This window comes from Mesobacillus maritimus (assembly GCF_023715205.1).
GTDB lineage: Bacteria > Bacillota > Bacilli > Bacillales > Cytobacillaceae > Mesobacillus_B > Mesobacillus_B maritimus_C.
This window is the reverse complement of record NZ_JAMBNR010000003.1, coordinates 401,724-414,306: the sequence shown is the minus strand read 5'-3', so window position 1 is coordinate 414,306 and position 12,583 is coordinate 401,724. Positions and strand designations below refer to the sequence as shown.

Here is a 12,583-nt window from a genome sequence, read left to right as displayed (position 1 = left end):
AATCCATCGTTTTCATCTCCTGGTTTGAGAATGTAATTGGAAGTTCTGTGATAGGTACTTCTATTTTACTATGAAAACGGTGGCTTTTTTATTTTCCTCCTCTATTTCCTACACTAGGGACGCCCCGGAATTTGTCGAAAGCATGCAAGTAGAGCAGGGAAGCATTAACGGATTCGATTGATGGGGAGAAAACATTTATTAACAAACAATTTCGCATTGTTTTTAACACAAATCTCGACATTAAATTAACATTAAAAATAGCAACTGACTAATTCAGTTGCTATTTTTAATTGCCGTAAATATTGCTTTTTCACTTTAATACGGAATGGGTTCGATGAAATAACGGTATTTTTTTCAATGTATCTGTTAATACGTAGAGCCAATGAATAAAAGATTACTTTTTCTTATTAATGCGTGAATTTCTTTTATCAGCCGCACTTGCAATAAATAAGAAAGCAAACCCCCAAGTAATACCCCCTACAATCATCATCGTCCAATTACCAATAGGAAACAAAAGTGAAAACAAGGATAACAGCAATGCACTACCTAAGATTAAAGTTAAACCCATCGCAAATGCCGCCTTTTCAGGCCATGCTTTAATTTTATCCAACATTTTCCTCTCTCCCTCAATATATAAATAACAAAATAATTTATATTCCGTTCAAAATCTATGTTTTTATTTTAGCATAATTTTTCCTTTTCCCTTCAAGATCGCTCCCTTGACATTAAGCGAACGACCTTACCTAATCCGCCCAATTTTAGCAATGATTTTAACATTGTTAATTTTAATGCGAATGATGGTGATAAAAAGGCATTTAAAATACTACAAAAGTTGATATGACAATAAAAAAGGTGCAAATTAGATTACTAATTTGCACCTCCAAAAGTATTGTTATTTACTGTTTTCTCTCTCTGTCCCGAACCTGTTAGGAAGCTATTCCCTGCTCTTTTGCTTGTTAGATAAACTCGACGATTTCTTTTGTAGGAATGCGTGTTGTTTGGAATGCGGGTGCTGCTGCCTTGCCTAATGCGATTAGAACGATTGGCATGTAGCGGTCGGAGACTTGGAATTTTTCAGCAAATTTTTGCTTGTCGAACCCGCCCATTGGAACGGTATCATAGCCTCGCGCTTTCGCAATAAGCATCAATTGCATGGAAACTAATCCTGCGTCAAAGGAAGCGATGTTTTTGCGAATTTCTTCTGGGGCATTTGGATAAGTATTGTTTGCACTTTCAATCAATCGGTGCATGTTGGCTTCATCCATGAACCCTGCCTCAAAATTGCTGCGATACACTTTTTCGATGTTTTTATGCATTTCTTTGTCGCCTAAAACAGCAATTACAGCAGAAGAGGTTTCGACTGGCTCCTGGTTATAAGCAATCTGACGAAGTTCTTTCTTTACTTCTTGGTGGTCAATGACGATAAACTTCCAAGGTTGAAGATTGCTAGAAGAAGGAGCTAGAGTAGCTTCTGTTAACATTTCTTCAATTTCCTCACGTGGAATTTTAACACTTGGATCATATTTTCGAACAGAGTGGCGTTCTCTGATTACTTCACTAATACTTGGTTGATTTGTTGTTGTTGTTGTTGTTGTTGTTGTCATTCTATTTTCCCCCTTTATCTAAAAACTTACTAATAGTAAGGACATGTATGTTAGCTTACTATTAGTAAGTAAGTGAGTCAATTAAAAAGATTAATGATGAAAGGTGGCGGTTTTTTCCTATTAAAAGATAGAGGGATTTGTTCCTCATTAATAGGGAGTGCAGTTTATTAATGTCGAAATATTTTAGAAGTGTTGGCTTACTATCGTGGTAAAATAGTATTGGTTCTAAATGCCTATTTTCATCTTGCAAAGATACTAAGATGAAAAATAAGGGGGAAGTAATATGTTTGTTTAATTAAGTTTGGACAAAGGTTAGCATTGTTAAAAAATAGACGGCAAATTACAAGAAAGTAAGAGTATTCTAGTTTTTGAAGATTACAAAACGAACATTCTATTTAAAGCCAAAACAATTAATAAGACATTTTTTTGAAGGAGAATGGTCATGAGAAAATATAGAGTAATATTATTCTTCGCCTTAACATTCTTGTTAACCAATGTAGTGATGACCACTGGAACTGCACACGCTGCGGTAGGAGATCGCACCAGCCCTTATAGTGCATGGGTTAAACATAAATTTACTTTTCAAGAATATGATTGGGAAAGCCCTAAGGTAATTGAATTACAATTGTTTGATTTGTTTACAGGAGAAAAAGCTAATCAACTAGTTGCGGAAGAAAATATGTTTAATGAAGTTCCGAAGTATGATGAACAATGGATTTTACTGGGCTTTAATTTAAAATATGTATCTGGACCAGAAGAACCTTTGTATGCTTCCGATGTAATATGGAGTGGACAGAGCTTTTATACAACCAGTGGACAGAAGGTGAACCCAGTTGAGACTGCTTCACTTTCTGGCAATCTAGAAGGCTATGGTGAATATGATGTTGAGTTGTACCCAGGAGGTCAATCTCAAGTATGGTACGGAATTTTAGTGAAAAAAACAGTAGGGTTCCCATTGTTAAAGATTGCTTCAGGAGTAAACACTACTACATACGAAACAAAATATAAATGGTTCTCTACTAATCCTAGTTACAAAGAACCTGTAACTATCGTAGCACCTTCAAGTCCTAAAGCAGTCTCTAACTCATACAACAGTGCTAAGGTAAGTTGGAATGCGGCAAGTGGAGTGTCTGGTTATGAGGTTTATCGTTCTACATCTAGCAATGGAACATACACCAAGGCGGGAACGACATCAGGCACATCCTATATTGATAAGTCTTTAACAACTGGTAAAACATATTATTATAAAATCAGAGCCTATAAGACAGGGACTCGAACAAACTATAGCAGTTACAGTTCGGTCGTTAATACTAGACCGATTCCGTCAACGCCAAGTTCGTTAAAGGCGGCTTCCGCATCTTATAATAGTATAAAAACTAGCTGGAACGCAGTGAGTGGAGCCACTGGGTATGAAGTTTATCGGGCAAGCTCTAAAACAGGGACTTATACTAAGGTGGGTACAACAGCATCAACTAGTTTTAAAAATACTAGCCTGACAACAAACAAAACGTATTATTATAAAATTAGAGCGTACAGAACAGTCGGTAGTTCAAAGGTTTATAGTAAGTATTCAACAATTGTCAGTACTAAGCCGGTTCCATCAATCCCGGGTAAATTTACAGCTAACAGGGCAAGTTCAACAAGTGTTAAACTAACTTGGAATTCTGTATCTGGGGCTAGTGGTTATGAGTTATATAGAGCAACATCAAGTAATGGTACTTACTCCTTATTAAAGAATACTCCTAATTTAAATTATACGAATAGTAGCTTAAAAACGGGTAAAACCTACTATTACAAACTAAGATCCTATCGAAAGGTAGGGGAGACAAAAATATACAGTAAGTGGACAACTGTGCTCAGTGCAAAGCCTTAAATAATCTACTTGACCGTAAACTAATTGAAGTTAAAAGGGAACTAGTCTGAAAAGATTGATTCCCTTTTTCTTATGTTAATTTTGAAATATTGTCGAAAAAGTCACAGGGACGCCCCGGATTTTGCAGATACTCCCCGAATTTTGTCGAAAAACCTACCATTAATCTGGTAATTGTTGGTTTCTGGCTAATCGCCCACGATACAGCCTTTCCTGCTACATAAGTATGGAGAGAAGGAGTCGATGCAAAAATGGTGAAGATTTTTATTGACCCTGGCCATGGTGGTTCGGATGCTGGTGCTGTTGGAAGCGGGGTTCAGGAAAAGAACTTAACGTTGCAGATTGCCTTGAAGATGAAAGAACTATTGCTAACCTATGAAAATGTCCAAGTGAAATTAAGCCGTGAGACAGATAAAACTGTGACGCTTCGGCAGCGAACAGATATGGCGAATAATTGGAAAGCGGATTATTTAATTTCCGTTCACATCAATGCCGGTGGTGGGAATGGATTTGAAACTTTTATTTATCCCGGAATCGCTGGGGTGACGAAACGAAATCAAGATATTCTTCATGCTGAAGTGATGAAAGAATTAGACGGTGTGCGCGATCGAGGAAAGAAGAGAGCGGACTTCCATATGCTCCGCGAGAGCAACATGGATGCGATTTTAACGGAGAATCTATTCATTGATTCTTCCGCAGATGTTGCGAAACTAAAACAAACTTCCATTCTTAATAAAATTGCGCAAGGACATGTCAATGGTGTGGTTAAAGCGTATGGTTTAAAAAAGAAGGCAACAACTAAGCCAGCGCCGAAACCTGCGCCAACACCGAAACCAACTCCAACGCCCAAACCAGCTCCGGCTAAGCCAGCACCTACACCAAAACCAGCACAACCAGGAAACGGGGGAACTGCTTTGTTGGATAAAGCGATTGTAATCGGTGGTTTTCCAGATTTTGCGGCAGCTGAATTGTTGGCGTCTCGCCTGAAAGCGCCAATTTATACAAGAGCAGCATTGCCAACAGGGAAGATTGCCAAAGAATTGTATGTTGTCGGAGGTTCAACGACTGGATTAAAAGCAGATAAAATTATTTCCTTAACCGGAAATGATCGATTTGAAGTTGCAGCAGCTGTTGCAGAGTTTTTGAAGCGGTAAGGAGGAAATGAAGAATCGAAGTTAATCATTACTGGTGGCTTCCTGAGCCAAGCCTCTTAACACAAAGCGCTTCCCGATGCCGAGAAGCGCGAACATTTACCAAAGGCGGCCACCTTTTTTGAGTGGTTGTTCATCTATTTTACAACCAAATAATTTTTATGTTTAGTAGCTGGTTCACTCGCTCTCCTTTTGCCTAGGATGCTGTGAGCCGGCTTTATTTAGTTTTGAGGAAGAATGGAAAAGTTCCCTCCTTTCCTTGGTGGAGTTTGGACGTAATCACCTGGACCGATAAACTGTAATGCGGCAGGAGAGAGGGACCGGACTTTTCTCTTCACTTCCTCGATTTGAATTCGGATTAAACTAGCAACGCGGTGATGCTGCTTCGCTTTTAGCACTCCTTCTTCCACGAGCTTGCGCGCTTCGTTCACCACTTTTTCAGTCGTTTTGAACAGCGTCATCAGCTTCACTCGTTGTAAAACAATTCGGACGGCCTCCTGAGCGTGCATTCCTTTGGCTTCGGTGGCTTTAGCAGGTACTTTTGGTCGTAGCATAATTAGAAACATACAATCACTACCTTTCCGAAAAGATGCCAGGTTTATTTTCCTGTGCTTAATATTTTCCGGATAAAAGCGAAGAATCCTTTTAAATAATGAATACTTTTCATCGTCAATTTCCTTGGTAAACTGGCGTATCTCTTGCTTTCCTGAGGGATTGCGAGGAATTCTTTTATCAAAATCGAACGGATGCTGTGGGATGCTGGTGGAAAAAAGGTTATGGGGATATGTCTATTTCTTGAAAAATGGAAATTAATAGACCGTTCTAACTATTAATATAGTAAAATTTGAATGAACAACCCAAATCGTATAGTAGATTGAACTGCTGGGAATGGGGGAGAATAGGTGCTTCACCGAATAAGAACGAGATTTCATGATCCACGCATATTTCGTTATGGCTTTTGGGCGTTACTGGCCATAAATAGTCTATTTTTGTTTCTACCGTTGGAGGTTTATTCCTATTTGCTTGTCTTTATTTTAAATAGCATCTTTTTAGGAATCGGCTATTCTGATCGTTCAAATAGGTTTCTCTCTTTTTTTACAATTGTTATTGTCTTTCTTCGTTTCGTTCAGGAACCGGCACCTACAATATTGAAGCTGATCACTATTGGAATTTCTTATCTCCTCATTGTCTCGATTTCCGTGGGATATATGAGACGAAGTCAGCGGTTAAAAGAAGAGCAATTTTCCTTGGTGTTTGCTCTATCCAAGGCGCTTGACTCCCGTGATACGTATACATCCGGCCATTCACATAATGTCGCGTACTATGCAACAGAAATTGCCCGTAAAATGAACTTGCCGAAAGAAATGGTCGAAGTGATTAAAATGGGAGGGTTGTTGCACGACATTGGGAAAATCGGTATTCCGGAGTCGATTCTATTAAAACCTGGAAAATTAACGGATTCTGAATATGATGTAATCAAGCGACACCCAGTGATCGGTTATGAAATGATTAAACATGTGAAGCATTTTCAGCGGGAAGGGATTTTAGACATTGTCTTGTCTCATCACGAACGATTTGATGGTGAAGGATACCCAAATCGATTAAAGGGGACGGACATTCCGTTAGTTGCCCGCATCATGGCGGTGGCTGATTCGTTTGATGCGATTACTTCCAAACGAACGTATAGTCCGGAAGTGGATTTAGAAGCTGCCTTGTTAGAAATGAAGAGAAATCGAGGGACACAATTTGATCCTGAAATTGTTGATGTGTTTTTGAGTTTATTTGAATCAGAAGAAGAGAGGGTGTTCCGCCCGGGACAAAGTGCGCAATTGCAAGACGGTGTCCAATTGGGGCATTGCTGTGAGGGAGTTGATACTCTTGTTGAAGAGTTCCAAGAGGGCAGTTCTCGTAAAGTTTGTTAAAATCCTAAAACCGATTTTAACGTGAAATAAGCCTATCTCTGCGTAAATACTTAGTTTGTAAGCTCTTTTCTCATCTTGGAACCGATTTTTAGAATGGAATCATAGCTAGATCATTCTATATTTCCTTTATAAGCAACAATCTTTGGGAAAAGAGCCCACAAGACAAAGCGACCATACGTCGGACGGGCTGAAGAGGTGTCAGGATATGAAGTTTAAAGGCCGAATGATAACTGTTCTTATCGTATTTTTTATTAACAGTATTTATATGGGGTACTATTATTGGCGAGATGGATCGCTCAGTATGTTGGAACTGATTGGTTTGCCGATTATGTTGGGACTTGCTTGGTGGTTTGGCAAGCAATACGATATTGCCAGGTTTTACTCGGAAAAGGACGCGCTTACCGGTGTGTACAATCGGAGGTTTGTGGATACTTATTTTGAAAAACATGCCCATCAAATGTTCGTACTTCTTCTACTTGATGTAAATGATTTTAAGCTGATTAACGATCATTATGGACATGAAGCTGGCGACCGGTTCTTGCAAACTATTGCCGACGAACTTGCAAAATGTGTGGGCCCAAAGGACTTAGTAGCCCGGTGGGGAGGAGACGAGTTTTTAATCCTCATCCAAACAACAGGACAAGCTCACCAAGAAAAAGCACTAACAGAAACCATCAACCGAATCCAACAAAACCTAAAAAACACCTCACCAGAAAACCTAGAAATCACCACCTCCATCGGCAGCGCACACTACCCCAAACAAGGCAACACCCTCGACCAACTCCTGCGCATAGCCGACAAACAAATGTACCACAACAAATCCAGGCGAAAGCTAAAGTCACAGTGACGCCCCGGTTTATGTCGAAAAAGTCACAGGGACGCCCCGGAATTTGTCGAACACAAAAAGGAAGCAGAGTATTCTGCTTCCTTTTGTGTTTATACAAACAACTATCTATAGTCAATAACCAGGTTATTTTTTCGGGATTTCGCAGCCGTTTTCGTCGCAGACGATGCCATCTTCAGTATTGAGGACGGTGATACTTTCTTTTTCTTCTTCCAGGACTTTTTGCAAAGCTTGGACGAAGGTTTCAGTTGGCTGCGCGCCGGTTAAAGCGTATTTTTTATTAATAAGGAAAAACGGTACGCTGCGAATGCCGTACTGTCTTGCCAGATTTTCGTCTTCGTGTACTTCCGCTTTCATTTCATCGCTTCCAAGCATGTTCGCAACTGCTTCGCGGTCTAAGCCTACTTCCACCGCCAATTCTACAAGCGTTTCATGATCGCCGATATGTTTGGATTCTGTAAAGTAAGCATATAAAATCCGCTCGGTCATTTCATGCATTTTGCCTTGTTGTTTCGCAAACATCACTAAGCGATGGGCATCAAATGTATTCGTCAGAATTAAGGAATCCATATTGTATTCTAACCCTGTTTCTTTCGCCATTTGCACCATATTTTGCGTATTGGCTTTTGCTTGCTCAATACTCATGCCATATTTATCTGCCAATGCTTCGTACATGTTTTTGTTCACATCACGAGGCAAAGTTGGGTCCAATTCAAAACTACGGTAAGTCACTTCTACATGTTGATTTATTTTCTTAAGTGCGTCCTCCAGACGCCTCTTGCCAATATAGCAGAATGGTCAAGCAAAGTCTGTCCACATTTCGATATGCATGCTAAAATCCCCCCTAAAATTAATCATTCATTAGTATATCTTGTTCGGTCTAATTTCACTACTATTTAGTTTGAGTTCAAGCATTTCGATATCATAACTTTATCTTTATCCATCCTTAGCCTTAGCAAAACTCTTTATCATCGCTTTGTCGAACCATTTCTCTTTTGAAAACAAACCAAGTCTTTTATAAAAAGGCTGTTTTCGTAAAGTTTGTTGTTAAAATCCTATTGCCGATTTTAACGTGACATAAGCTTTTCTTTGCGTTACTACTTAGTTTGTCAGCCCTTTTCTCATCTCGTAAAAAATCTCTGTAATGGAATCATTGCTAAATGATTTTACATGTCCATTAAAAGGTAACAATTTTCATAAAAAGAGTCTATAATAAAAAGAGAATTCTGAAAAATGAAAAGGGGGAAAAAACATGGCAAAAATGATGGTGATGTACGATCAGCCGAAAGACAAGGAAGGGTTTGAGAAGCATTATAATGAAGTACATATTCCGTTAGCGGAGAAAGTTCCAAACTTGAAAGGGGCAAAAGTTCAGCATGTGTTGCAAACGATGAACACCGATCAACCTTTGTATATGATTGCCGAGCTAGAGTTTGAGAACCCTGAAGTTTTACAACAATCCTTAGCGTCACCAGAGTTCCAGCAAGTCCAAGGAGATTTGCGCAACTTAATGCCGTTTTTAACGAAGCCACCTGTTGTCGCTTTGGTGGACTAAAAATCACAAAAGGCTGGTTTCCCGACTTTCGGGGAACCAGCTATTTTTTATAATTAGTCAATCGTTCAGTTATTCCAGCCAAGACCCTTCGCGACCCATCAATCACATGCTTTAATCAAAGTAGAGTTGCCCACCCAATTCTACAAAATTCGGAATTCATGAAACTTTTGTTACCTTTTAACCGTATTACTGGATATAAATAGGAAATGCATGGATGTTTCCTACAACAAGTTTTGATCCAGGGGGGATGGAAATGGCAACTTTAGTCGGAATCCTTGTTTTTTTAGTTCCAATTTTAATTCTTGCAGCAATTATTGGTGTAGGTTATTTCTTTTGGGTGCGCCTTCGTTATCGAACGGCAAAATCCAATGAAGCGTTAATTATTACCGGCCCGCGTTTAGGAGATCCCGAAAAAGAAAGCAATATTTTTACCGATTCTGAAGGGCGTTCGATGAAAATTATTCGTGGTGGCGGGTATCTGTTAAGACGATTCCAGACGTCAACACCGGTGAATCTAACTTCTTTTCAGTTAAAGCTCTCAACACCAAGGGTTTATACGAATGGGGGCGTACCCATTGTTGCCGATGCGGTGGCGATGGTGAAAGTCGCGGACACGTTAAACGGGATTGCCAATTACGCCGAGCAATTTTTGGGCAAAGCACAGAAAGAGATTGAAGAAGAAATCATTGAGGTATTAGGAAGTAATTTACGGGCGATTTTATCGAAAATGACCGTTGAAGAAATCAATAATGATCGTGAAAAATTCAATCACGATGTTTCCGATATTGCCCAAAAGCAACTCGATTTAATGGGCTTTAAAATCACTGCCTTAGGTTTAACCGATATCCGTGATGCCGATGAGGAAAACGGTTATTTGGAAAACTTAGGTCGTCCGCGAATTGCGGAAGTTCGCAAGCAAGCGGAAATTGCCGAGGCAGAGAGTGATCGAGAAACCCGGATTCACCGTGCAAAAACCGACCAAGAAGCGAAAGAAGAAGAATACAAGCGTCAAATTGCGATTGCCGAATCGAAAAAAGAGAAAGACTTGAAAGACGCAGCGTTCAAAGAAGAAACCGAGCGGGCGCGCGCGAAATCGGAACAGTCGTATGAGTTAGAGAAAGCCAAACTTTCCAAGGAAGTAAAAGAAGAAGAACTATCGTTACAATTTATCGAGCGCGAACGGGCTGTTAAATTAGAGGAAGAAGAAAGCAAAGTCCGTAAAGCGAAAGCGGACGCTGAGTACTATGAAACGACTCGAAAAGCGGAAGCAGAAGCACGCAAAGCGGAAATCGACGGGGAAACAAAAGCGAAAATCCGTCGTGAAGAAGGTTCTGCCGAAGCGGATGTTATTCGCGAACGCGGGAAAGCGGAAGCAGAAGCTCGTAAATTATTAGCAGAAGCGATGGAAAAACACGGCGATGTCATCATCACTGAAAAACTCATCGAAATGCTGCCAATCTTTGCTGAAAAAATTGCTCAGCCACTTAACAATATTGAATCCGTGAAAATCATTGATTCCGGCAATGGCCAGGGTGTCCCATCTTTCGGTAAAAGCATCACGAAAACGATGGTCGACATGCAAGAGCCATTAAAAGAAATGATTGGGATTGATGTGGCGGAATTGATGAAATCTTATGCTTCAAGGTCGAAAGGAGACCAAACCGTTCATGTCACGATTCCAGAGCGAACGGAGCGTGAACAGGTTGTTCTAGAAGAAACTGACCATAAAGAATAGGTAAAAGCAAAAACGTCGCAGTCTAAAAATGGCGGCGTTTTTTGCATTTAGTTGAGCTACACCCTCGCTAAATACCGTTCTATCAAGCTCAATTTAATCAATCGATTGATTATAAGAGATTTCAGGGGTTTCATGTGCTTGAAGGTTTTAGACTAGAATGGCCATGTTTTTGTTAGAAGAGTTTCCCACAAAACAAGGTCCGAACATCTTTACGAAAATAGCCTTTTATTATAAAACTAGATTAACAAGGTTGGGGGAGAGGAACATGGTAGCTGTAAAATCTGTAAAAATCGATGGCGAACTGATCCATCTTTTTAATAGTGCCCTCTATGTTTTTACGTCAACAACGGGGAGTACTTTGCAATTGGACATTCTTGTAAGTGAAGTTGTGTTGCGGAGATATCAACAAGAAGACAGTCTAATTGTAGAAATCGAGCTAGAAGATGGTCGTATCATCAGTTGTATTATGTATCTAAAAGTATTGCCAGGCGGACTGCCGCAATTGAATTTGTTCTGTGATCTCGAGGACACAGATGAATATGCGGACTTGCTTCAAGTAAATGAAAATGACAACAACTTTCCGAATATCGAAGAAGGCATTACGTTAGAAGACATTCGTAAAGTAGAAATGCCAAATGAAAAAGTGACGTTAAAACTCACTTTGCCGATTGACCAAGTTGAATGGTTAAAGCAACATAAACCACGCGAGTTAAATCAAATTTTTCATCAACTTGTGGCGGAGTATCGGAAGAGGTTGGAGGAGGAGCAGAAAATCTGCTCCATTAAAAGTGAAACGTGACGCCCGTTAATTGCTCAGAAACATCCCAAAGCTTTTCGGCTGTCGTGTCGTCGTTGGCAGCCCGGTGCGGCGTATCAATCGCTGGGTAGCCTCGCATCCGGCCTCTTCCTTCAGGCCCAATGTATTCACCACCACTTAAACTTGCTGCAGTCGCCGCATAAAGAGTCGGAAGAGCGCCCATGTCTGCCGGTTGAAGGAGGCGGTCCATGAGTACTTTCGTCCATTTCGGCGTTTGCTGCTTGCCAAACTTAAATAAGTTGGTGGCTGAAACGCCAGGGTGACAGCCAATACTTTTCGCTTCAATCCCTTGCTGTTTAAAGCGCAAATCCAATTCTTTTGCAAACAGCAAATTGGCGAGCTTACTTTGCCCATAAAACTTCATTGCTTTATAGCCTTTTTCGCCATCAAGATTATCAAAATCAATCATGGCCCCGCGGTGAGCAAGGCTACTGACGGTCACAACGCGTGCGCCGGGTGTTTGTTTTAGCAGTGGAAGAAGCAAACCGGTGAGCGCAAAATGACCAAGATGATTGCTGCCAAATTGGAGCTCGAAACCATCTTTCGTTTTGCCATAAGGCGGAGTCATCACTCCAGCATTGTTAATCAAAAAGTCAAGCGTACGAAAGCGATCTGCAAATGCCTTCGCAAATGCACGAACACTGCTCAAGTCGGCTAAGTCTAATTTCATTACATCGACCGTTGCTTGCGGATGTTCGTTGAGTATCTCACTTCTTGCAGTGCTGCCTTTTTCTTCATTCCGAACCGCCATGACCACATGAACACCACTTTTAGCTAGTTCCTTCGCGGTTTCAAGCCCAATTCCACTATTTGCCCCTGTCACAATGGCATTTTTGCCAGTGAGTTCAATTTGATCCCATTTCTTTGCACTCATGTATTTTGGTGATCTCCTCTCCATAAAACCCAATTCTCCTTGCTGTCATCAAGATACCACGATTCCCTCATACTGGGAAGATAATCAGCTTTGAAGAAATAGGCATTTTAACCCATTTTTATTGGCTGTTTTTCGAAAGATTTTTGTTGAAATTCTAAAACAGATTTTAACGCACGATAAGTAACTTGTGCGTTCATAATAAGTTTGATTT

At 40.3% G+C, this 12,583-nt stretch carries 12 protein-coding genes; 7 read left to right on the top strand and 5 right to left on the bottom strand.

What is annotated here, in order from left to right; translation table 11 throughout:
* Window positions 1-394: 394 nt before the first annotated feature.
* Window positions 395-613: a hypothetical protein gene (locus M3182_RS06465; protein ID WP_251557449.1), complete on the bottom strand. Its 219-nt coding sequence runs from the start codon at window positions 611-613 to the stop codon at window positions 395-397.
* Window positions 614-956: 343 nt separating this feature from the next.
* Complete coding sequence (locus M3182_RS06460) at window positions 957-1,604, bottom strand: nitroreductase family protein (protein WP_251557448.1); 648 nt, start codon at window positions 1,602-1,604, stop codon at window positions 957-959.
* 442 nt (window positions 1,605-2,046) lie between these two features.
* Between M3182_RS06460 and M3182_RS06455 the strand changes: the two genes are divergently transcribed.
* Together M3182_RS06455 and M3182_RS06450 are read left to right on the top strand one after the other, a co-directional pair.
* A complete protein-coding gene (locus tag M3182_RS06455; protein ID WP_251557447.1) occupies window positions 2,047-3,477 on the top strand; it encodes a fibronectin type III domain-containing protein in 1,431 nt (476 codons plus the stop codon).
* A gap of 248 nt (window positions 3,478-3,725) precedes the next feature.
* A complete protein-coding gene (locus M3182_RS06450) occupies window positions 3,726-4,628 on the top strand; it encodes an N-acetylmuramoyl-L-alanine amidase (RefSeq protein ID WP_251557446.1) in 903 nt (300 codons plus the stop codon).
* A gap of 218 nt (window positions 4,629-4,846) precedes the next feature.
* Here the strand turns inward: M3182_RS06450 and M3182_RS06445 are convergent, their stop codons facing one another.
* Window positions 4,847-5,191 carry a hypothetical protein gene (locus M3182_RS06445; RefSeq protein ID WP_251426468.1) on the bottom strand — a complete coding sequence of 115 codons (345 nt, stop codon included), beginning with the start codon at window positions 5,189-5,191 and terminating at the stop codon, window positions 4,847-4,849.
* A gap of 336 nt (window positions 5,192-5,527) precedes the next feature.
* Here M3182_RS06445 and M3182_RS06440 point away from each other — a divergent pair, with 336 nt between their 5' ends.
* Together M3182_RS06440 and M3182_RS06435 are read left to right on the top strand one after the other, a co-directional pair.
* Window positions 5,528-6,547, top strand: coding sequence for an HD-GYP domain-containing protein (locus M3182_RS06440; RefSeq protein ID WP_251557445.1), 1,020 nt, complete (start codon window positions 5,528-5,530; stop codon window positions 6,545-6,547).
* Window positions 6,548-6,770: 223 nt separating this feature from the next.
* Window positions 6,771-7,394: a GGDEF domain-containing protein gene (locus M3182_RS06435; protein WP_251557444.1), complete on the top strand. Its 624-nt coding sequence runs from the start codon at window positions 6,771-6,773 to the stop codon at window positions 7,392-7,394.
* Window positions 7,395-7,517: 123 nt separating this feature from the next.
* Here M3182_RS06435 and M3182_RS06430 read toward each other — a convergent pair whose 3' ends face one another.
* A complete protein-coding gene (locus M3182_RS06430; protein ID WP_349774425.1) occupies window positions 7,518-8,177 on the bottom strand; it encodes a DsbA family oxidoreductase in 660 nt (219 codons plus the stop codon).
* A gap of 466 nt (window positions 8,178-8,643) precedes the next feature.
* On the opposite strand from M3182_RS06430, the gene M3182_RS06425 reads away from it, so the two are divergent.
* The 3 genes from M3182_RS06425 (at window position 8,644) to M3182_RS06415 (ending at window position 11,480) form a co-directional block, all read left to right on the top strand.
* Window positions 8,644-8,946, top strand: a complete 303-nt coding sequence (locus M3182_RS06425; RefSeq protein WP_251426465.1) for an EthD family reductase — start codon at window positions 8,644-8,646, stop codon at window positions 8,944-8,946.
* Between the two features lie 253 nt (window positions 8,947-9,199).
* Entirely contained in the window at window positions 9,200-10,681 is a 1,482-nt protein-coding gene (locus M3182_RS06420; RefSeq protein ID WP_251426464.1) for a flotillin family protein, read from the top strand.
* A gap of 265 nt (window positions 10,682-10,946) precedes the next feature.
* Window positions 10,947-11,480 carry a hypothetical protein gene (locus tag M3182_RS06415; protein WP_251557443.1) on the top strand — a complete coding sequence of 178 codons (534 nt, stop codon included), beginning with the start codon at window positions 10,947-10,949 and terminating at the stop codon, window positions 11,478-11,480.
* Here M3182_RS06415 and M3182_RS06410 read toward each other — a convergent pair.
* Complete coding sequence (locus tag M3182_RS06410) at window positions 11,464-12,372, bottom strand: oxidoreductase (protein ID WP_251557442.1); 909 nt, start codon at window positions 12,370-12,372, stop codon at window positions 11,464-11,466. The genes M3182_RS06415 and M3182_RS06410 overlap by 17 nt on opposite strands.
* Window positions 12,373-12,583 lie beyond the last annotated feature (211 nt).

Bases quoted from the DNA above. Each gene is read 5' to 3' on its own strand.
- M3182_RS06465 (WP_251557449.1), bottom strand. From the start codon at position 613: ATGTTGGATAAAATTAAAGCATGGCCTGAAAAGGCGGCATTTGCGATG.
- M3182_RS06460 (WP_251557448.1), bottom strand. From the start codon at position 1,604: ATGACAACAACAACAACAACAACAACAACAAATCAACCAAGTATTAGT.
- M3182_RS06455 (WP_251557447.1), top strand. From the start codon at position 2,047: ATGAGAAAATATAGAGTAATATTATTCTTCGCCTTAACATTCTTGTTA.
- M3182_RS06450 (WP_251557446.1), top strand. From the start codon at position 3,726: ATGGTGAAGATTTTTATTGACCCTGGCCATGGTGGTTCGGATGCTGGT.
- M3182_RS06445 (WP_251426468.1), bottom strand. From the start codon at position 5,191: ATGTTTCTAATTATGCTACGACCAAAAGTACCTGCTAAAGCCACCGAA.
- M3182_RS06435 (WP_251557444.1), top strand. From the start codon at position 6,771: ATGATAACTGTTCTTATCGTATTTTTTATTAACAGTATTTATATGGGG.
- M3182_RS06425 (WP_251426465.1), top strand. From the start codon at position 8,644: ATGGCAAAAATGATGGTGATGTACGATCAGCCGAAAGACAAGGAAGGG.
- M3182_RS06420 (WP_251426464.1), top strand. From the start codon at position 9,200: ATGGCAACTTTAGTCGGAATCCTTGTTTTTTTAGTTCCAATTTTAATT.
- M3182_RS06415 (WP_251557443.1), top strand. From the start codon at position 10,947: ATGGTAGCTGTAAAATCTGTAAAAATCGATGGCGAACTGATCCATCTT.
- M3182_RS06410 (WP_251557442.1), bottom strand. From the start codon at position 12,372: ATGAGTGCAAAGAAATGGGATCAAATTGAACTCACTGGCAAAAATGCC.